At 59.4% G+C, this 18,362-nt stretch carries 22 protein-coding genes and 1 tRNA gene; 17 read left to right on the forward strand and 6 right to left on the reverse strand.

From position 1 onward, the window contains the following. Window positions 1-8: 8 nt before the first annotated feature. The 12 genes from AEYBE204_RS40500 to AEYBE204_RS38485 all read left to right on the forward strand — a co-directional run bounded on the left by AEYBE204_RS40500 (window position 9) and on the right by AEYBE204_RS38485 (window position 7,441). Complete coding sequence (locus tag AEYBE204_RS40500; protein ID WP_155908507.1) at window positions 9-224, forward strand: hypothetical protein; 216 nt, start codon at window positions 9-11, stop codon at window positions 222-224. Then, on the forward strand, window positions 221-502 hold the full coding sequence (locus tag AEYBE204_RS40135) for a hypothetical protein (protein ID WP_081724759.1): 282 nt from the start codon (window positions 221-223) through the stop codon (window positions 500-502). The genes AEYBE204_RS40500 and AEYBE204_RS40135 overlap by 4 nt, the downstream gene beginning before the upstream one ends. After that, on the forward strand, window positions 489-944 hold the full coding sequence (locus AEYBE204_RS39745) for a hypothetical protein (RefSeq protein ID WP_155908509.1): 456 nt from the start codon (window positions 489-491) through the stop codon (window positions 942-944). The genes AEYBE204_RS40135 and AEYBE204_RS39745 overlap by 14 nt, the downstream gene beginning before the upstream one ends. Window positions 945-1,290: 346 nt before the next feature. Next, window positions 1,291-1,671 carry a helix-turn-helix domain-containing protein gene (locus AEYBE204_RS38450; protein WP_023463995.1) on the forward strand — a complete coding sequence of 127 codons (381 nt, stop codon included), beginning with the start codon at window positions 1,291-1,293 and terminating at the stop codon, window positions 1,669-1,671. A gap of 19 nt (window positions 1,672-1,690) precedes the next feature. Then, complete coding sequence (locus tag AEYBE204_RS40505) at window positions 1,691-1,861, forward strand: hypothetical protein (protein ID WP_023463996.1); 171 nt, start codon at window positions 1,691-1,693, stop codon at window positions 1,859-1,861. A 3-nt stretch (window positions 1,862-1,864) separates the two neighbouring features. Then, window positions 1,865-4,021 carry a hypothetical protein gene (locus AEYBE204_RS38455; RefSeq protein WP_023463997.1) on the forward strand — a complete coding sequence of 719 codons (2,157 nt, stop codon included), beginning with the start codon at window positions 1,865-1,867 and terminating at the stop codon, window positions 4,019-4,021. A gap of 31 nt (window positions 4,022-4,052) precedes the next feature. Then, the gene (locus tag AEYBE204_RS38460) at window positions 4,053-5,075 is read left to right on the forward strand and encodes a phage major capsid protein (RefSeq protein WP_023463998.1); all 1,023 of its coding nucleotides are present in this window, start codon (window positions 4,053-4,055) and stop codon (window positions 5,073-5,075) included. Then, a complete protein-coding gene (locus AEYBE204_RS38465; RefSeq protein ID WP_023463999.1) occupies window positions 5,075-5,383 on the forward strand; it encodes a hypothetical protein in 309 nt (102 codons plus the stop codon). The genes AEYBE204_RS38460 and AEYBE204_RS38465 overlap by 1 nt, the downstream gene beginning before the upstream one ends. Further along, window positions 5,380-5,601 carry a hypothetical protein gene (locus tag AEYBE204_RS38470; RefSeq protein ID WP_023464000.1) on the forward strand — a complete coding sequence of 74 codons (222 nt, stop codon included), beginning with the start codon at window positions 5,380-5,382 and terminating at the stop codon, window positions 5,599-5,601. Before AEYBE204_RS38465 ends, AEYBE204_RS38470 begins: the two co-directional genes overlap by 4 nt. Then, a complete protein-coding gene (locus AEYBE204_RS38475) occupies window positions 5,598-5,939 on the forward strand; it encodes a GTA-gp10 family protein (protein ID WP_023464001.1) in 342 nt (113 codons plus the stop codon). Before AEYBE204_RS38470 ends, AEYBE204_RS38475 begins: the two co-directional genes overlap by 4 nt. 849 nt (window positions 5,940-6,788) lie before the next feature. Continuing rightward, a complete protein-coding gene (locus AEYBE204_RS38480) occupies window positions 6,789-7,199 on the forward strand; it encodes a hypothetical protein (RefSeq protein WP_023464003.1) in 411 nt (136 codons plus the stop codon). Then, complete coding sequence (locus AEYBE204_RS38485) at window positions 7,196-7,441, forward strand: hypothetical protein (RefSeq protein ID WP_023464004.1); 246 nt, start codon at window positions 7,196-7,198, stop codon at window positions 7,439-7,441. The genes AEYBE204_RS38480 and AEYBE204_RS38485 overlap by 4 nt, the downstream gene beginning before the upstream one ends. Window positions 7,442-7,572: 131 nt before the next feature. Here the strand turns inward: AEYBE204_RS38485 and AEYBE204_RS38490 are convergent. Next, a tRNA-Ser gene (locus AEYBE204_RS38490) sits at window positions 7,573-7,663 on the reverse strand. Window positions 7,664-7,859: 196 nt separating this feature from the next. Here AEYBE204_RS38490 and AEYBE204_RS38495 point away from each other — a divergent pair. Genes AEYBE204_RS38495 through AEYBE204_RS38510 form a run of 4 tightly spaced genes read left to right on the forward strand, consistent with a single transcriptional unit; the run spans window position 7,860 to window position 12,628 of the window. Beyond that, on the forward strand, window positions 7,860-9,437 hold the full coding sequence (locus tag AEYBE204_RS38495) for an undecaprenyl-phosphate glucose phosphotransferase (RefSeq protein WP_023464005.1): 1,578 nt from the start codon (window positions 7,860-7,862) through the stop codon (window positions 9,435-9,437). Between the two features lie 34 nt (window positions 9,438-9,471). Then, a complete protein-coding gene (locus AEYBE204_RS38500) occupies window positions 9,472-10,935 on the forward strand; it encodes a lipopolysaccharide biosynthesis protein (RefSeq protein ID WP_023464006.1) in 1,464 nt (487 codons plus the stop codon). After that, on the forward strand, window positions 10,932-11,864 hold the full coding sequence (locus tag AEYBE204_RS38505; protein WP_023464007.1) for a glycosyltransferase family 2 protein: 933 nt from the start codon (window positions 10,932-10,934) through the stop codon (window positions 11,862-11,864). Before AEYBE204_RS38500 ends, AEYBE204_RS38505 begins: the two co-directional genes overlap by 4 nt. Continuing rightward, window positions 11,864-12,628 carry a polysaccharide deacetylase family protein gene (locus AEYBE204_RS38510; protein ID WP_023464008.1) on the forward strand — a complete coding sequence of 255 codons (765 nt, stop codon included), beginning with the start codon at window positions 11,864-11,866 and terminating at the stop codon, window positions 12,626-12,628. Before AEYBE204_RS38505 ends, AEYBE204_RS38510 begins: the two co-directional genes overlap by 1 nt. On the opposite strand, the gene AEYBE204_RS38515 is transcribed toward AEYBE204_RS38510, so the two are convergent. From AEYBE204_RS38515 to AEYBE204_RS38530, 4 genes are all read right to left on the reverse strand, one after another. Then, window positions 12,625-12,993, reverse strand: a complete 369-nt coding sequence (locus tag AEYBE204_RS38515; protein WP_023464009.1) for a hypothetical protein — start codon at window positions 12,991-12,993, stop codon at window positions 12,625-12,627. The two genes, AEYBE204_RS38510 and AEYBE204_RS38515, sit on opposite strands and share 4 nt — an antisense overlap. A 25-nt stretch (window positions 12,994-13,018) precedes the next feature. Next, window positions 13,019-14,323, reverse strand: coding sequence for an O-antigen ligase (locus tag AEYBE204_RS38520; RefSeq protein WP_023464010.1), 1,305 nt, complete (start codon window positions 14,321-14,323; stop codon window positions 13,019-13,021). A 65-nt stretch (window positions 14,324-14,388) separates the two neighbouring features. Next, window positions 14,389-15,099 carry a hypothetical protein gene (locus AEYBE204_RS38525; RefSeq protein WP_023464011.1) on the reverse strand — a complete coding sequence of 237 codons (711 nt, stop codon included), beginning with the start codon at window positions 15,097-15,099 and terminating at the stop codon, window positions 14,389-14,391. Window positions 15,100-15,221: 122 nt separating this feature from the next. Continuing rightward, complete coding sequence (locus AEYBE204_RS38530; RefSeq protein WP_023464012.1) at window positions 15,222-16,742, reverse strand: Wzz/FepE/Etk N-terminal domain-containing protein; 1,521 nt, start codon at window positions 16,740-16,742, stop codon at window positions 15,222-15,224. 167 nt (window positions 16,743-16,909) lie between these two features. Between AEYBE204_RS38530 and AEYBE204_RS38535 the strand changes: the two genes are divergently transcribed. Then, a complete protein-coding gene (locus AEYBE204_RS38535; protein WP_023464013.1) occupies window positions 16,910-17,608 on the forward strand; it encodes a polysaccharide biosynthesis/export family protein in 699 nt (232 codons plus the stop codon). Between the two features lie 9 nt (window positions 17,609-17,617). Here AEYBE204_RS38535 and AEYBE204_RS38540 read toward each other — a convergent pair whose 3' ends face one another. Next, entirely contained in the window at window positions 17,618-17,908 is a 291-nt protein-coding gene (locus AEYBE204_RS38540) for a hypothetical protein (RefSeq protein ID WP_023464014.1), read from the reverse strand. Window positions 17,909-18,362: the final 454 nt, after the last annotated feature.

Here is an 18,362-nt window from a genome sequence, read left to right on the forward strand (position 1 = left end):
GACGAAACATGATCGTAAAAAATGAAACCCCCGCAGCCGGTGGCACGGCAAACGGGGGCGCAAAATCTGTTCAGCTTGGCGGCAAGAACAAATCCCACATTATCACCAGTGAACGCGCCGAACAAGCGCCTTGGGTTGCGGCTAAGGTCCGGGCGCGATTTGGCCTCACCAATGCTCATGCTCGCCTCGTGGCGGAACTGGCCTATGCCGTAGGTGCGGCATGACACAAAAAGGAGAACTTGAATCACGCGAGACGCCCCTGAACTGGCGGACAGAAAACCCGAAGGCGATCTGGGCGCATCACTCATTGAGATCGGCACTCCGGCGCGGTCTGATCGAACGCAAGCCGTGTGAAGTCTGCGCCGCCGTTCACGGTGTCAACGATGCCGTCATAGATGGTCATCATGAGGATTATGACCGCCCAATGGATGTGAAGTGGTTGTGTCGCAAGCATCACCGCCAAATCCACGCTACTGAGAAGGTGGCGAATGGCCAAACATGATCAAAAGGGCCGCCGCAAAGGCGGCCCTCCATTCGTTATGATGCGATACGACGTGATTGACTCCGCCGCATGGAAAAGCCTCACACCAGCCGCCCGCTCTATCTACTTGCAAATCGCAAGACGGTTTAATGGCGAGAACAACGGCTATCTGGCGGCCTCGGTTCGCGATCTTGCGCTTGAGTGCAACGTCGCTCCAAACACCGTCACGGCCTCAATCAATCAGCTAATCAGTGTCGCCTTGATCGACCGTACTCAGGAGGGTTCATTTACGACCAAGGTTCGCTTGGCGGCTGAATATCGCTTGGCATGCATCAAGTGCAACAGAACCGGGAGGGAAGCCTCGAACGACTTTCGGAGATGGCGACCGGCAGGCCCTGCGACGCTTCGCGCCGAGAAAGATTCAGATTGTGTGCAGCCGAGCAGAGCGGGGAGCGCCGCTTGATGAATAGCTTCGCCCCCGCTCCTGCTCTCTCTCAAAAGACAGTGCCTATGGCTAGATGTATATGTGTGCCGTATTTTGCGACCGTGGTCTTTTGCAAGTTGTCCGCCACGGTGTCACATTTTGCGACCGTGAATGCTGCTTTGCCGCCTGACGGTGTCACATTTTGCGACCGTCGCCGAATATTTTGCGACCGTGAAATGCGTATCAACGTTACGCTGACCTATGTAGGGGGGCGGGATGAAGACCCCTCTAGTCCCGACTGTCACACCCGGTCCCAAGGTCCGTTCGCACCAGAGGCAATTTCAAACACAAAAGTTGGGGCCATCCCCGTAGGGGATGACCTGTCATGAGCGATCAAACTAACGCTCTCCTAGCCGCGATCCTGTCCGAAATGATCGCTTCGCGCGCACAACAGAATGCGGTCCTGTCCGAACTGTCGGCGATCCGGCAACTGATCAGCCCTTCGCTCGCGCCGCAAACAGCGCCGCCCCCAGAGCCTGAAATCTGGCTTTCCGCGTCGGAAGCCTCGGCGCTCCTTGGCATCACTACCCGACAGGTTAGGCGCATTGCTCATGAACAGGGGCTTGGTGAAAAAGCCGGTGGGAGGTGGGAAATCCGAAAATCTGAACTTGTCCGCGTTCGGCGCTATGTCCGGCAAACGGACATTTCGGACATGGAAACGGACATATCGGACGTATCGGCAACCCGCGAACAATGGGATTCTTAAATCAGAAAAAGGAGCTTTCATGACCGGCAAACAGAACAAACAGACTGAAGCCGACGACGATCTTTTCCGGCGCGTTGTTTCGCATCCCGGCTTTCAGGAAGCCGTCGTAAGGGTTTTGGGGAAGTCCCAAACTGCCGCCCTTGCCGTCGATGAAATCATCGCGCGTTCGCGCAAGACGAAGGGCGCGTAAAACATGGCCCGCGATTCCGACGCCCTCGTTCTTCAGCTTTCCGCCGACATACGCCGCCTGCAAAAGGGCATGGAAAAAGGCGCGAACACGGTTGACCGAGAAGCGGCGCGCATGGAGAAGCGAGCCCAGAGGGCCGCTCAGGAAATGAGCCGTTCTTTTGGCCGTGCTTTCGATACTGCGCAGGCATCGGCGCAAATCGCGTTCCTCGGCATCGCCGCCTATTCAGTGAAGGCCGCGTCCGATGCTGCTGAACTGCAATCAGCCTTCGAGGTCGCTTTCAAGGAATCGACCAAAGACGCGGAAGCTTTCGCCAAGACGCTCGCCGACAAGGTGGGCCGTTCGGTCACAGACGTGAAAGGCCAAATGACCGGGCTTCAGCTTGTGCTTTCCGGCATGGGTTTGTCCGGTCAACAGGCTTTGGATATCATCCAGAAGCTGACTGCGCGCGCGGTTGATATCGGCTCCCTTTTTAACGTTTCCGACGCCGAGGCGATGCAGGCGGTTATCTCCGGAATCACTGGCGAGACGGAGCCGCTTAAGCGCTTCGGGGCCGTGATTAACGAGGCGGCGGTCAAGGCCGAACTTCTGCGCCTCGGCTTCAAAGGCAATGCCGAACAAGCGCCGGAGGCTGCTAAGGCGATAGCCAGGACGAACCTGATCCTGCAAAAAACAGCGGTCGCCGCCGGTGACGCGGAGCGCACGCAGGGCTCGCTGGCGAACCAAACCAAGCGGATGCAGGGGGATTTTAAGGACGCGGCCATTGCTCTCGGTAATTCGCTCCTTCCGGCCATGCTGAGTGCGACGAAGACGGCGACAGGCCTGACGAACGCTTTCACCGACCTTCCCGAAGGCGTTCAGCTCGCATCGCTGGCCCTCCTTGGCCTTGTGGCGGCGTCGGGCCCCATTTCCCGCGTCATCACCGGCATGAAAGCCCTGATCGCGTGGACTGGTAATGCGCGCATTGCTCTGGCCGGTCTTGGCGCTATCGGTGTTGCTGGCCTGAGCGGCGCGACCGCATTGCTCGCTGACAGCTGGATGAGCCAAGCGGCGACGAAGGAGAAGTACGACCTGCGCGACAAGGTTCTGGCCAATCCGAACGGGGCGACCGACGAGGACTTAGCAAAGGCCCTTGCCGTGGCAAAGTCTGATCGTGAAATGGCCAAAAAGCTGAACGGTGACGTGAAAGGTAAGCCGGTCGATCAAACCTATCAGAATCTTTTGGCCGAACAGCGCCGCCGACAGGCAGACGCCGCCCAGACACAGACGGTCATGCAACTGGCCGCCCAGCGCCGGGAGCAAACGAAGATCGACGCCGAGTCACAGGGCGCGCTTGCCCTATTGGAAGGCCAAAAGGTAGGCGTCGGTGGTGCTGCAAAGACCGCAGCAAAGGCGGGGGCGACGGCAAAGACAACGCCTAAATCTGCCCTTGCAACCGCCCAGCGCTCTGACTTCGATAACAGCTCTTTGGGTGTTTATACCGAAGATCAGCTTCGGACGATGGCGATTTTGGCGGGGGAAATTCGCCTAGATACTGAATTGTTCAACGATGAGCTGGAAGCCACGGGCGGCGTTCTCGACCCCATTATTGCCAAGCAACAGGAGTTGGCGCGGCAGGCGGCTTATGTCGGGCAAGGAATTTCGTACGCCTTCGGTGACGCTATCGCACGAGGTGAAGACTTCGGTGCGACGATGACTCGCGTTTTCCAGAACATGCTTGCGGAATGGCTTGCCCTCAAAGCAGCGGGCTTCCTCGGCGTCGATCTTGAAGGCGGCGGCGTCACGAAAGGCGGGCGTCTGGATAAGATCCTTTCCAAAATCCCAAGCTTCGACGGGGGCGGATCGACGGGCAACGCGGCGCGGGCCGGTGGGCTCGACGGTAAGGGCGGGTTCCTCGCCATGATGCACCCGCGCGAGAATGTAACTGACTTCACCCGGAACATGCCTTCGGCCTCTCAGATGGGTCGCGCCGCCCCTACTATGGTCAATCAAAGCCTTCGCTTTGACATGAAGGGGGCCGTCGTAACCGAAGACCTCTTGAGCCAGATGCAGCGCATGGCATCACGCGCGCAAGAAACCGCGATCAGACAGGCTGATCGCAACGCCGGGAAGTCGTTCGCCGGTCGCGTCCGTTCCCTCAACACCCTTGGCACTGTGCGGTAACACCGCGCCCTTTATCACAGAAAGAACAGAGATGAGCATTCAAGACCTACGACACGGCGATGTCGCAATGATCGCCAAAGCGAAGATGATGGCCGAACTGAACGGCGGGGGAGACTTCGGCGCTACGGCGGCGCGAGGCTTCGGTGCGTCGGATCGGGTGGTTACCCTTCTTCAAAAAGCAATCATCCCCGGCCTTCACACCCATGACAACGGCACGGGCGATGCGCTGGCGGACTGGCGTATTTCAGCAAACGCATGGTTCAGCACCCTGCGCACGACGTCAGTTTTCTTTCGTCTCTGGGATTCGGGCCTTCGCCGCGTGCCACTGAGAACGCACCTCGGCGTCACGACGATGAACGCTACCGGCTGGATTGTCGGTGAAGGTCAACCTATCCCGCTATCCACCATCACTTTGTCATCCCCCGAACTCACGCCCGTAAAGGCCTGCGCCATGCTCGTCGCATCCGATGAGCTTATCAGGTCGTCCAGCACCGAGGCCCTGAACACGATCAACGCCGAACTGAGGATCGCGGTAAGCACCGTGGTCGATCAAAAATTCTGGGAACTGATCATGCCCAGCCCGACTTTTGCCGATGCGTCGTCTGGCAATACGGAGGCCAATGCGCGCGACGATGTGAAGGCATTGCTCGCCGCGGTTAACACGACGGGCGCGGGATATCTCGTTTGGGCTATGTCGCCGGACGTTGCGAACGGCCTGAGCCTGTTCCCTGACCTTGGCGAAGGCATGACCCCGCAGGGCGGCGAACTCCTTGGCCTGCCCGCAATGGTGAGCAACGCAATTCCGGCCGGAACGCTTCGCCTCGTCAATGGCGCGGCTGTGGCGGCGGGGCTGGGTGACTTCTCCCTCGATAGTTCGGGGCAAGCCTCGATCCAGATGAACGACACCCCCTCGCTTGGCGCTGATGGCGTTCTGACCTCGATGTGGCAAACCAACTCCGTCGCGATGAAGGCTGTTATCGACTTCGCCGCGCGCCGCACCCGTACCGATGCGGTAGCCCAGATCACGGGAATTGGCTGGGGTGAGGTCGCGTAATGGGCCGGGTAACGATAAAAGGCGTTCCTGACGACGTTCTTGCTGAGGCCGAGGTGCTGGCTGGGGCGTGGTTCGACCGGCTCAATGAAAAGGCTGCCGAACTGGCTGCGGCGCATTTCGCTCCCGGCGCGCCCCTTACCAAGGGCAAGGACGCCAAGGCGTGGCAGGTTGAAGTCTTGTTTAAGGCGATGATGCGCCGGTGTCTCGTCGAAATAGAGGCCCGCCATTTGATGCGCGAAAACGACCTAACCCGCAGGCTTCAACTTCTAAAAAACGATATCGACCACCTCCAAAGGAACAGCAAATGACCGCCGACGAGATCACCGACGCCATGCTTGATTTGCAGTTGGCGAACTTTCGTGATGAAGCCTTGGGCAAGTATCTTGATCAAGGGACGCCCATTGATGTCGTCGGCGCGGCCCTTCCCGCCTTCGACAGGATGATTGCAGAAGCCCGCGCTCGTCTGCGCCCTAAAATCCTCTCACAGGTCATGCTTCAACAATGTTTGGACAGGATGGACAAGTGAGCAAGAATACCACTTACACCGCGTCCCTTGGTGGCGAGGCCCATGACTTCTGTCTGCGGGCTTCAGACCTTCAGGCGCTGGAGTTCCAGCTTAATGGCGGGATACCTGCCGCGCTTCAAAGGTTCATCGGTCGCCAGTGGAAGGTGCATGAGATCAAGACCGTCCTAACCTATGGCCTTATCGGCGCAGGGGAATATAACGCGCGTGACGCGGGCTCTTTTGTCGAGGAGGAGGTCATACCCGGCAACCTCGACGTTTGCGCCCAGATCGCCACTATGACCCTTGGGGCGCTGATCTACGGCATCAAGGACGGAAAGCTGGATATCGGCGAGGAATAGGATTCGGGCGGCTCCTTACCGTCCGGACACCGGGGGGGGCGGGTGTAGCGTTCGGACGCTCGCTCCCTCAAATACCCGCTGCCCCAGCATTCAGAGATTTTTTTCTCCAATAGCGATAGGGGGGTGTTCACAAGGCGCGTACCGGCCTCAAAGCCTTGTGAAATAAGCTTTTCGAGCGGTACGCAGTACGCACTTGGTTCGCAGATGTAAATGCGAACTGGCGGGGTGCAGGCAGAGGGTTTGCCGACCTCAGCCTTACCAAGGATGCGCTCTACCGGGAACCTGTGACCCCTACGATGTCAACGTAGTGCTTGGGGTTCGAGTCCCTCTGGGCCTGTCCCCCAGTTTTGGGGGAAAGTGGTGTCACCATTTGATGTCGTCCATGCCGTCAGCGGCTCGCCCGCTCGCTATCAGGCGCAGGTCGTCAACAACCCACCGGACGAAACCGGGCGCAATCTCTCTCCCGCGTGGCAAGGAGCCAGCTTCGACCAGCGAGCGAAACTCTGAGACGGACATATCCATAAGCTTCGCCGCCGTCGCTTCCTTAGCGAGTATGGGTAAGAATTTTGTCACTTCTTCCCGAAATGCAAAGAAAGGATCTGCCGGATTGCTTCAGGTCTTGTTGGCAAATCTGATTGCGCGCGGCGGTAGTTATCTACGGCGGCGATGAGGTCGCGCGGCAGACGCAAAGTCAAAGCCTCCGAATCTACGGACGGCCTACCTGTTTTTGACTTTTTAACGTTATCAATTGACGACATGACTTTATGATGTCATAAACTTAGCGGTCACGCAAGGTGTTGGAAGCACCCGGCGCGACCTAACCGCAACCGATCCGAAGGAGATACGGTCATGGCTGATGGCAGCTTTAGCACCCCTGTGTCTGGGGTGTCCAATATCCTTATACACCCCCGCGAACAACTCCGGCAGCTACGCGAACGCATGGCGCAAGCTATTGAAACGCTCTTGGCGGCAATGGACGCCATAGACGGCGATCCGGACGTTGAAGACGGATTCGACCGCGAACAGGTCTCCGAGGACGAAGGCGCGCAATGCGACGACGAGGGCCACGACAGCGACACCGAACCAAACGGCGATGAACTGGACTTCAGCCAATCCGAGGACGAAAAGTCGTCTTGGGAAGTTGCCCGCAAGGCATTCACCAATCAACGGTCGCCCGTTCACTCGTTCGCAACTGACGGCAAGGGCAACACGACGTTTATCAAAGATGGCGAACTTTGGATGGGTGGGAGTGTCAAATGAACCGGCGCAAACTCTTACAGGGCCTGCCCTTCATTGGCGCGGCGGTCGCTTTGCCGGTGGCAGTCGCTCACGCGGAAGGGCCTCAGTCTTTTGACGACAAGCTTCAATTTCACATCGACGCGATCAAAGCGCTGATGGAAGCCAAGGACGAAAAAATTACCGGCTGGAGCCAACACTCAAGCGACAAGGTAACGGGCAATTTCGGCTACACGATGATTCTTGTAGCCGAACGCAAAGCCTAACCGGCATTTTCGGCGTTGCAGCCCGTATCAATCAGTCACCAACAATACCGATTAAGAAGGCGGCATTTTAGGCGGGAAGGAAGCCGTAAAAACGTAAAAACCGTTTAAAATTAATAAGATATAAAGGAAAATGGCGGAGACGGTGGGATTCGAACCCACGGTACCCTTTTGGGGTACGCTCATTTAGCAAACGAGTCCCTTCGGCCTCTCGGGCACGTCTCCGTTACGGCTGACTTAACCCGACACACGCCAAAAGGCAACGGGGCGCGTCAGGAAAAGTGTGAACAGTCCGCCACACCCCGCGCCTTCCCGGCCCCTTAAGGAAAAAGGCCCTGCGTTAACGGTTGTCTAAACCCCTTGGGCTATGGTGTCCTCAACGCATAATGCTACCACGCCCCAAAGAGTGTTCAGAACGGACATGCTTGACGCCCTGAAACGCGACACCCTGGCCCATCGGGCCGGTGGTCAGGCCACAGCAAAGGATCAGACCGATCCGTCGCTGAAGCCGCAGATGCGCGCCGTGCCGACCCCTGAGCCTGTCGATCCGCGCGACCGCCGCGGGCCGTTTCGTCCCGAACGCCTGATTTCCCTGCGCGAGCGCCGCTCGAACGACCGCTATGCCCGCCTGTTCCGTATCGGCGACATTTTGCTGATCACAGGCTTCACCATGGTGCTGGCCCAACTGATCGCGCCGCTGGGGTGGATGCGCTCACCCGTCTCCGAAGTTCTGCCGTTCCTGACCGCCGTCATGGTCACCGGCTGGGCGTTGAAAAGCCTCAACCTCTATCAGTTTCTGCGCACCGAAAACCTGCTGGTTCACGTCGGTAAGGTCGCCGCCGCCGTGTTCCTCGGCGCTCTGGGTGGCGTCTGCGCCTCGCAGTTTTCGCCCAACGAGTCGCAGGAAGTGCCCTTGCTCGGCCTGTGGACGCTCACCGCCCTGTGTACCCTGACCCTGATGCACGTTTTGTGGTTCGAGGTCGTGCGCAGCTGGCGCAAGCGCGGGCTTCTAACGCCGAACATCGTCATCGTCGGCGCCACGCGTCACGCGCAAAAGCTGATAGATACGGCGCTGGAACGCCGCGACGTCAACATCCTGGGTATCTTCGACGATCGTCTGGCGCGCAACCCGGATGCGGTGTCCGGCGTGCCGATCCTCGGCGACACGCAGGCCCTGCTGAGCCACAAGATCACGCCCTATGTCGATCAGATCGTCGTCGCGCTCGACCCGTCGGCCAAGGCGCGCGTCAACCACCTGATCGAAAAGCTGAAAATGCTGCCGAACGACGTGTCGCTGCTGGTCGACGTCCATAACGAGACCGGCCGTCAGGCCGCCCTGTCGCGCCTGTCAGACATGCCGCTGGCCAAGGTGTCGGGCATTTCCGAAGACGAGCGCAAGGCCTTCAACAAGCGCTTTCAGGACATCATTATCGGCCTGATCGCGCTGGTCGTCTTCGCGCCGCTAATGGCGATCGTCGCCCTGATCATCAAGCTGGACAGCCCCGGCCCGGTCTTCTTCCGCCAGCGCCGGCACGGTTTCAACAACGAAGCGATCAATGTGTGGAAGTTCCGTTCGATGCGCAACGAGGCCGCCGATGCCACCGCCTCGCGTCAGATCTCGCGCAACGACGACCGCGTGACGCGCGTCGGCAAATTCATCCGTAAGACCTCGATCGACGAACTGCCGCAGTTGTTCAACGTCCTCAAGGGCGAGATGTCGCTGGTCGGGCCGCGCCCCCACGCCATCGGCATGAAGACCGGCCCGGACGAATCCGCGCGCCTTGTCGCCGAATATGCGTGGCGCCACCGCATGAAGCCCGGCATGACCGGCTGGGCGGCGATCAACGGCTCGCGCGGAGCGCTGGAAACCGCCGACGACGTGCGCCGCCGCATCCAGCTCGATGTCGACTATATCGAACGCCATTCGCTATGGCTCGACCTCTATATCATGGCCATGACCATTCCCTGCGTATTGAACGACCGCAGCGCAATCCGCTAAATAAACAAAGCCTTAGGGCCGAAAGCTGAGATATATGTTCTGGAAAGGCCTGTGGGGCTATCTCCCTGCCAATGTGCTGCAAGGCCTGATCGGGTTCGCCACCCTGATCACTTTCACGCGCATCCTGTCGCCGGAAGATTTCGGTCGTTATGCCCTGGCTTTCGGGATTTCGAGCCTCGCCCAGACCCTGTGCTTTACGTGGATCGAAGCCGCCATGGCGCGATTTTATCCCGCCGAAGCGCGTGAAAATGCGGAAGCGCCGGAACTCTATGGCACGCTGTATCGCCTGTTCGTCGTCGTGACGCTGGCCTTCGCGGCTATTGTCGGCATGGGTTTATGGCTGTGGCCAATTCCGGACGCGCACGGTCAATCATTGAAGCTGGCTGTCGGCTGCGGACTGGGCGTCGTCGTCTTCCGCAGCCTGATCAAGATGGTGCAGGAGCAACGCCGATCCGAAGGCCGCGTCGGTGCGGCGTCGTTCTTTGATATGATCCAGACCGCCGGGGGCTTCGGCTTCGGCGCGCTGTTGGCGTGGGGGGGATTAGGCGGCGGCTCACCGCTGCTGGGGGCCGGGATCATCGCCGCCCTGACCCTGCCGTTCGTGGTACGCGAAGACTGGGGCCGCGCGATCAAAGGCCGCTTCGATCCGGTGCGCGCCAAGCAATACGCCCATTACGGTCTGCCGTTGTCGGCCAGCCTGATCCTGACTCTGGCGCTCTATACCGCCGACCGTTTCCTGATCGCTGGGTTTCTGGGTGAAGCCGAGGCCGGGGCCTATCACGCAGGCTACAGCCTCGCCTCGCGCATCCTCGACGTCTTGTTTATCTGGTTCGGCGCAGCGGGTGGCCCGGCTCTAGTCCATGCACTGGAAAGCGGCGGATTGCCCGCGCTGAAAGACAGCGCGCGTGAACAATTCCGCACCATGGCGCTGGTCCTGTTCCCGGCGGTGGGCGGGCTGATCGTCGTCGCCGATCCGCTGAGTCAATTATTGATCGGAGAAGCTTTGCGCGTGCAGGCCTTGTCGGTCACCGCCCTGATCAGCGTCGGCGCGCTGTTTTCCGGCTTCAACACCTATTACTTCCTTCAGGCCTTTACCCTGTCGAAACAGACAAAGTTGCTGACCGTCGCCATGATCGTCCCGGCCGTGGCCAATATCGGGTTGAACGTGGCTTTGATTCCGCTCTACGGCCTGTGGGGCGCCGGCATGGCGACGGCGCTCAGTTTCGCCATCGGCCTGATCGGATCGTGGATACTGGGCCGCAAGGCGATCGCCCTGCCCGTGCCGTGGGTGGACCTGCTCAAGACAGCCGCCGCGACCGGCCTGATGATGGTCGCCGTACGCCTGATCCCGGCGTTCGGTGGCATTATCGAACTGATCATCAAGGGCGCGGTCGGCGTCGTCGTCTATGCTGGTCTGGCTTTGACGTTGAATTTGAGCGGCGTGCGCCACCACGGCCAACGGCTTCTTAAGCGTTTCGGGGGTAAGGTCGCCGCATGAACGCACATGTCAAATCCGCTCAGGTCGTTTTGAACGCCGCCTATGACGAGGCCGCGACGCCGCACCTGTCGGTACTGATCCCGTTTTATCGCGAAAGCCCCTCCGCGTTGCTCAAGGCCCTGACGCCGATTCCGGGGGTTGAGATCATCCTGCTCGACGACGGTTCGCAGCAACCCGATCTGACGCAGGATGTTTTGTCAACGATTGACGATCTTGCCCTGCCGGTGAAGTTCATCACCCTGCCCGCCAATGAAGGCCGGGCGCGTGGACGCAATCGCCTGACGACAGCGGCGCGCGGCGCCTACTTCCTGTGTCTCGATTCCGACATGCTGCCGGACCATGCCGATTTTCTCGAACGCTGGATCTCCGTGACGCAGGACAATCCCGCCGTGGTGTTCGGCGGCTTTTCGCTGCTTCAGGCGCCGCAGGACAAGGCCTTCGCCGTGCACCGCCTGATGGCCGGCAAGAGCGACTGTCTCGACGCGGCCACGCGATCCTTGCAGCCGGAAAAATACGTTTTCACCTCGAACCTGCTTATCCGCCGCGACGTGTTCAAGGCGCAGGACTTCGACGCCAGCTTCACCGGCTGGGGCTGGGAAGACGTCGAATGGGCCATGCGCGTGGCCAATGACTTCGGCGTCCGCCATATCGACAATACGGCGACCCATATGGGCCTTGATCGCGCCGAGACTTTGGCCCGCAAGTACGAGCAGTCGGTCAGCAACTTCGCCCGCGTGATCAAAAAGCACCCCGATGTCGTAGCCCAGTACCCGAGCTACAAGATCGCCAAACTGATCCGTCGCTTGCCCTTGCGTGGCCTATTGCGCAAGACGGTCAAGTCGATCGGGCTGAACGACGATATGCCATTGAAATTGCGGGCCCTGGCGCTGCGGGTTTATCGCGCGGCGCTCTATGCGGAGGTGGTCTGATGGCCGACGACGTCTATGCCGCCGACCGTTCGCTGTATGGCAAGTTGCGCCGCCGCGCCTCGAAACTGCTCTATCGCAAACCGGCGAAACTGTCGGGTCTGACGCGGCCCCTGCTGACTTTCTCGTTCGACGATGCGCCGCAATCAGCCGCCACGGCGGGTGCCGAGATCATCGAAAAGCATGGCTTCAAGGCGACCTATTTCATCTCAGCCGGGATCATGGGCGAGGACAGCCATTTCGGCCCGTATACGACGGCGGAACAGGTCCGGGATTTGCATACGCGCGGCCATGAGATCGCCTGTCACACCTTTACGCATATCGACTGCGGTCAGGCATCGGGCTCGGAAATCGCCACAAGCGTCGATCAAAATCAAAAAATAATTCAATCGCTTGGCCTGCCCGCTTCAACCACCTTCGCCTATCCCTATGGCGACGTGTCGCCTCAGGCCAAGGCGCAATTGTCAGCGCGCTACGCCTCGGCGCGCGCCCTGCACCACGGCCTGATCACCACCGGCACCGACCTCAATCAGGCCCCGGCGGTCGGCATCGAAGGCGTAGATGGTGAGACTCTGGCGCTCGACTGGATGCGCCGCGCGGTGGCTACACCGGATAGCTGGCTGGTGCTTTATACCCACGATGTGCGCGATAATCCGTCGCCGTGGGGCTGCACGCCGGAGGCGCTGGACCGACTGGCTCAGGCGGCGATCGAAATGGATTTCGAGGTCGTCACCTACGCCGAAGGCGCGCGCCGCGCCGGAGGTTAAACCTCTACCCGATTCTCTGGCTCGCGGACCCGACCATTAATCATCACGATGGCCGTTTCGAACTCCTGTAAATGAATTTGCAGAGAGTCGGCATATACTGCGGTATGCAATCCCAATCCAAGCCACTTGGGATCTTGCTCGTAGATAATCGTCATTTCATCACCCGGTTGAAGCGTATAAAGATCGGGGTACATTTCGATCCAAACCTCCATTGGCTTTTCGGTCTTGTTGACGAATTGCTGGATAAGTTTTCCCGGCTTGTATTCAAAATCGCGGTCATAGCAAAATGCGTTTTCATAAAGCTTGCTCTGTCGTTTCTGAACACGAGCATAGGCCCAATTTTCAAGCCATTGTATAAAACTCAAGGCCCCTCTCCCCTTGCTTAAAACCTCAACTATAGAGTTTTCTGTACTTCGTCTCCGGTGTATCGGATAGTAACCGCGCCTTTGGTCCGTCCCCCGGCAGGGCCAGCTTGACCACCATGATCACAATCAGACACCAGCGGATATCGTTCCAGCCGATAGCGATGCTTTCGGTCAGGCTCATCAGCGAATAGATGGTGATAAACGGCAAGGCGAAATAGCCCCCGTCCCCGCGATAGGTGCGGTAAAACGCCTTAAGCCACGTCTCGGCGAACAGGCACGCCCAGATCGTCAGGCCGATATAGCCTGTCGCCAGCCACACCTCGTACCAGCACGAATGGGCATGATAGGCACGGAACCCGGCCACCTCGGTGATCCAGCGCAGCGGCGTCCACTCGCCCTCCGTCGACCAGACCACACCGTAGCCATAGCCCGTCAGCGGCTGTTTCTGCATCACGAAGTCGATGCCTTCCCAGATATTGGTCCGGCCCGTCAGGGTTGCGTCCTTGCCCAGCAGCAGAAACAGCTTTTCCGGCATGAGGACGATAAAGGTCCCCAGCGCCATCAGGACACACACCGCCAGCCAAGTCAGGACGATCCCCAGAATCGGCCCGCGCCGTGACAGCCAGATAAAGCTCATCGCCCCGGTGCCGAGGATCAGGGCCAGCAACGAGGTCTTGGAGGTGGACATGAGCACCAGAAACGCCGCCCCCGCTGCTGCTGCCGCCCACAGCCAGCGCCGTTTCGGCACATGGATCGCGGCAGCGACGCAGGCCAGATACCCGACGTCCATCACCGCGCCCAGATTGTTCTTTTCGGCGAACACCCCGCGCCACGCCCCAACGAACAAGGTCGTCATACGGCCTTTGTCGGGGAACAGAATCGCCATGATGAAAGACCCGGCGATCAGGATCAGATAGGCGATGGCCACGACCTCGATCAGCTTGGTCCACGAAAAGCGCGCCGCGATGACATAGCCCGCGAGGCACGTCATGGCGAAGGCGATAAACCGGCGCATCGTGGCGCTGGGGTCCACCGACCATAGGTAGGACGCCGCGCAGATGACGATCAGCGCCACCAGAATCGGCGTCCGCATGACCCCCGACAGTACCTGCCGCCAGCTCAGGGCCAGCAGGACAAAGGCACAGACATATACCGGATAATAGATGTTGCGGATGATCGCCCCGGCCCAGGCGGGTTGTTCGGTCGAATATCCGAAGACTGGCGACACCCAACCCTGCGAGAACATGAACAGGATACCGACGGCGAGGATCAGCGACAGCCAGTCGCCTTCCCAATCCTCGCGGATGCCATCGATGATGTCGCGAAGCACGGCTAGATTCCCTGTTGGCGCATGCTTGGCGCGAAAAACCGGTGTCCACTTTTTCGCAGCATGCGCTAGACCGCCGAGCGGCTGGCCGGACGCTGGGACGGCTTGGCTACCGTCCGCGCCTTGTTATAGACCATGCCGAGGATGCGACCACCGGCCTGCTCGATCTCGTCCTTGAGCGCCAGACGGGCATTGATCTCGCCCTCGCCTTCGCTGATGACGATGACCACGCCGTCCATCAGCGGGGCCAGTTGCACGGCGGCATTGGCGCGTTCCGCCGAAGGGACATCGACGATGATCGACTGAGCGTGCTGACGCAGAGACTGCCAGTAGGAACTCTGTTCGAACAGCTTGACGCGCTGCCCCGGCATCAGCAGGTGGTCGCGCAACCGCGTCACCCACAGGCGCTTGTCGAAGAACGGGCGAGCGATGAGATACTTGGAATCCGGCACGGGATTGCCTTCGGCGTCCTTGCCCTTGGGCGACAGGGCGAAAAACACCGAACCGTCGGGCGTCGCCGCCGACACCGGACCCGGCGGGCCGAAGCGGTCGGGCTCTTCAAGCACGGCGTCGAGTTGCCCCTGACGGCGCAGGTCGGCGTCGATCAGCCACACCGGACGCTTGGCATAGGCCGCGTCGATACGGGCATATTCGCGCGCGACGGTCGACACGCCTTCGCCGGCATAGGCCGAGACGAACATGAGCGCGCGACCGCGGTCGGACTGAGGACGCCCCAGTGCCGACATCAGGTCCGCCATCTCACGTGTTAAATCGACCATATACCCACATACCGAATCGCACGCTTACGGCGGCTTGAGCGGACCATAAGCTGTTTCGTATCAAAAGCCTATCGGACAACGCCCCTGCGGGACGGGGTTTGGCCGGTTTTATTTTTCATCGCTTATTTTGTCTTGGCCTGAGCTAAAACGGGCAGATCAAGCGTTTTGGACGCCATTTCCGCGCTGGAAAAACCCTTGCGCAGGAAGACCCTCAACAGACCGGCACAGAGCGCCGTGAACCCACCGAACAGAAACGCCAGAATCAGGACCGGCTTTTTCAGGCTCTTGGCCTTGTCGGGCGGGCGAGCACGGTTGACGACGCGGACCGTGTCTTGCGACTTCTCGGCGATTTCCTGCGCGGCCTGGGTTTCCTGAATGCGCTGGGTGAAGGTCGCGATATTGGTTTGCAGCGCACTTCGCTCGGTCGACAGGCTGTTATATTCGGCCTCGATCCCGACCAGACCTTGCAGCTTGGTCGTCACCTGATCAGCCTGCGCCTGCAATTGCGCCCGACGGCCCGATGTGGCGGCGATCTCGGCTTCGAGCGTCAGTTTATCAGTGAGAAGCTGCTGATAGATCGGATTGACGCCGATCTTGTGTTCCTTTTCGCCGATGGCGCGGCCGGACGCCTGCATGGCCTCCAGCGAGCGGATCTGCTCGTCGATGTCGCGTACCGGCTGGGCGTTCGGCGTATAGCGGACCAAAAGGTCTTCGCGCTGCTGACGGAGCGCCAGAATTTTCGTCGGGATGCTGAGGTCGAGCTGACGCTCGGTGCTCATTTCCGGAGCTTGCTGGCGCAGACGCGCATTGACCGCCGCCAGACGCGAACTGGCCGTGGCGATTCCGGCGTCGGCGACGTAGATCTCGGACGTGATCGTGTCGTAAAGCTTGCTGTAGGTCGCCTTGGCCGCAACGAAATCGCCGACCCCGTTGCGCAGCAGGAAGTCCTCATAGGACTTGTCGGCCTCGTGCAGACGACGGTCGAAGGCCTCCTTCTGGTGCTCCAGCAGCGGCGCGGTGACGTCGCTGAACACCTCGTGGCGGTACTTCTGATAGATGTCGATCAGGGTGTTGAGGATCAGCGCCGCCGATTGCGCATTCTCATGCTTGAACTCCAGCCGCACGATATTGCTCTGCGGCGCGGTCGCGGTCTTCAGCGCCCCCAGCACCTTCATCGCCTGCTGATCGGCCTGTTCCTTCTGCGCCGCCGTGCGCGGCACGAAGCTGACCGGGATGGACGGCACGATGGCGTGGTAACCCAGCTTTTCGATAGCGCGGTGTTTCAGTTCGGCGGAATTGAGGATTTCGACTTCCGACTGCACCACCTCGTCGATGGTGGCGATCGCCCCGCGCGCCGCGTCGCCCGCGTGCGGCACGTAGACATAGTCCTGCCCCAACTGCATCAGCAGCGAGGCGTCGGCGGTATAGGATTTCGACAGGGTCATCGAAAAGGCGACGCCCAGCCCCAGAATCGTCGCGAAGACGATCAGCATCAGCCACCATTCGCGCAGCAACAGGCGCAGGATGTCGTCGATGCCGTACTGGAATTTGGGCGCGGCCTTGGCCTTGCGCGCGGCGTCTCGACGCGCCGGCCCGGTAAAGCCGTCGTCTTCCTCCGCGTTCCACACCCCTTGAGACTGCATAAAGTCCAAACTCACTGACCACCGCAGGCGTTTCCCGCTTTTGCAGGCCGCGCGCCGACTCGGAACGCTTCGCGCACCCGTTGGACCTTAGTTTCTTATGCAGGCGTTAACCAACCCTTACCTATTTTCAAACATTGTTAAGACTTCAAGCATTTTGCGGTAAAACCATGATTTCGAAGCGCGCGTTTCTGATGGGTATCGGCGGCCTTGTGGTCGCTGGCAACGCGTGGGCCGCCAAAGCGCCCGAAGCTTCAAATGTGCGCTTTTCGGCGTGGACCGACGACGATCCGCTCTATCTTTTCTACCCATCGGACAAGCTGGAAATCCAGATCCCGACCGCGCCGGAACTCAACCGCTCGACCGTGGTGGGTCAGGACGGCCGCATCACCCTGCCCCTCGTCGGTCAGGTCATGGCGGCGTTCAAATCGGTGCCGCAACTGCAAACGGAAATCACCGAGCTGTACCGTCCACACCTGCGCCACCCTGAGGTCAGCGTCTTTCCGGGCGATACGGCCAATAATCGCGTGCTGGTCGGCGGCGAAGTGCGCAATCCCGGCTGGGTCGAGGCGCCGGGCGATTTCGACGCCCTGTCGGCGGTCTTCGCGGCGGGCGGCTTCACCAATGCGGCCAAATCGAAGCAGGTCATCGTCATTCGGCGGGGTGCGGATGGCGCGGTCATGCAGCGGATGATCGATCTGAAAAGCCCGCTCAAGGGCAATGGCGGAGCGATGGTAGCGCTCAGGCGCTACGATATTCTCTATGTGCCGAAAACCCGCGTGGCCGAGGCCGGCGTCTGGGTCGAGCAGAATATCAATAATATCGTCCCTGCGGGGATCATGAACTGGCTGCTCTACAGCCAGAATTGATCCAAAAACCTAGGCGGCGTAGGCCGTGTGACCTTGATCCAGCCAGCGGCGAGCGGCCTTCTGGGCTTCGGCGACGTCTTCGCGATCCATTTCCTTCGACAGTTCGCGGCGGTAGAGGCTGGCTTCCATCGACCCGCGCATCGAGGCGAGGTTGAACATCATGTGGGCCGAGATCAGGTCCAGCGGCGCACCGTTCTGGCCGGTCGAATACATCAGGCCCAGCTTGAACAGGTCTTCGCCGTTCATGTCGGCGGTCGGCAGCGGCAGGGCTTCGGTCGAAACTTCGTTCATCATCGTCATATCCGCGCCTTTTGCACGGCCCCATCGGGTTGTTGATAAGTCGAATTTGATCCCCTCAAGTGAAATTAAAGTTAACAACGATATTTACTGTGAATTTTTTATGTAAATAATGATTTAATATTCATATTTAAGTTTACTATTTGAATAATATTCATTACTTGTTCGATAATTTATCAGTTTAAATTATTTATAATTCATAAAAATTAAAACAAACTTCATTGATTGCTTATGCGCCGGTCGTTAAGACTCAGGTTGAATCCGAAGCATACGCCTTGCATATCTAAGATAATACCATTGCAAACCACGTTCCTAATCTGGCCGTCCCGCCTGAATCGGATACCCCTGTGCTGACACAGTTCATTCAGTTTCAGTTCAGGATGGACGGCGCATAGTGGGGGCAATCGGAGAAAAAAGTCTCCGTTCATCGAGTCCCGGCAGGTCTCAATGACCGCCA

The sequence above is a fragment of the Asticcacaulis sp. YBE204 genome (assembly GCF_000495855.1).
In the GTDB taxonomy this organism is placed as follows: Bacteria; Pseudomonadota; Alphaproteobacteria; order Caulobacterales; family Caulobacteraceae; genus Asticcacaulis.

Bases quoted from the DNA above. Each gene is read 5' to 3' on its own strand.
- AEYBE204_RS40505 (WP_023463996.1), top strand. From the start codon at position 1,691: ATGACCGGCAAACAGAACAAACAGACTGAAGCCGACGACGATCTTTTC.
- AEYBE204_RS38485 (WP_023464004.1), top strand. From the start codon at position 7,196: ATGAACCGGCGCAAACTCTTACAGGGCCTGCCCTTCATTGGCGCGGCG.
- AEYBE204_RS38460 (WP_023463998.1), top strand. From the start codon at position 4,053: ATGAGCATTCAAGACCTACGACACGGCGATGTCGCAATGATCGCCAAA.
- AEYBE204_RS38530 (WP_023464012.1), bottom strand. From the start codon at position 16,742: ATGCAGTCTCAAGGGGTGTGGAACGCGGAGGAAGACGACGGCTTTACC.
- AEYBE204_RS38525 (WP_023464011.1), bottom strand. From the start codon at position 15,099: ATGGTCGATTTAACACGTGAGATGGCGGACCTGATGTCGGCACTGGGG.
- AEYBE204_RS38495 (WP_023464005.1), top strand. From the start codon at position 7,860: ATGCTTGACGCCCTGAAACGCGACACCCTGGCCCATCGGGCCGGTGGT.
- AEYBE204_RS38480 (WP_023464003.1), top strand. From the start codon at position 6,789: ATGGCTGATGGCAGCTTTAGCACCCCTGTGTCTGGGGTGTCCAATATC.
- AEYBE204_RS38535 (WP_023464013.1), top strand. From the start codon at position 16,910: ATGATTTCGAAGCGCGCGTTTCTGATGGGTATCGGCGGCCTTGTGGTC.
- AEYBE204_RS38500 (WP_023464006.1), top strand. From the start codon at position 9,472: ATGTTCTGGAAAGGCCTGTGGGGCTATCTCCCTGCCAATGTGCTGCAA.
- AEYBE204_RS38455 (WP_023463997.1), top strand. From the start codon at position 1,865: ATGGCCCGCGATTCCGACGCCCTCGTTCTTCAGCTTTCCGCCGACATA.
- AEYBE204_RS38505 (WP_023464007.1), top strand. From the start codon at position 10,932: ATGAACGCACATGTCAAATCCGCTCAGGTCGTTTTGAACGCCGCCTAT.
- AEYBE204_RS39745 (WP_155908509.1), top strand. From the start codon at position 489: ATGGCCAAACATGATCAAAAGGGCCGCCGCAAAGGCGGCCCTCCATTC.
- AEYBE204_RS38470 (WP_023464000.1), top strand. From the start codon at position 5,380: ATGACCGCCGACGAGATCACCGACGCCATGCTTGATTTGCAGTTGGCG.
- AEYBE204_RS40135 (WP_081724759.1), top strand. From the start codon at position 221: ATGACACAAAAAGGAGAACTTGAATCACGCGAGACGCCCCTGAACTGG.
- AEYBE204_RS38510 (WP_023464008.1), top strand. From the start codon at position 11,864: ATGGCCGACGACGTCTATGCCGCCGACCGTTCGCTGTATGGCAAGTTG.
- AEYBE204_RS38465 (WP_023463999.1), top strand. From the start codon at position 5,075: ATGGGCCGGGTAACGATAAAAGGCGTTCCTGACGACGTTCTTGCTGAG.
- AEYBE204_RS38450 (WP_023463995.1), top strand. From the start codon at position 1,291: ATGAGCGATCAAACTAACGCTCTCCTAGCCGCGATCCTGTCCGAAATG.
- AEYBE204_RS40500 (WP_155908507.1), top strand. From the start codon at position 9: ATGATCGTAAAAAATGAAACCCCCGCAGCCGGTGGCACGGCAAACGGG.
- AEYBE204_RS38540 (WP_023464014.1), bottom strand. From the start codon at position 17,908: ATGACGATGATGAACGAAGTTTCGACCGAAGCCCTGCCGCTGCCGACC.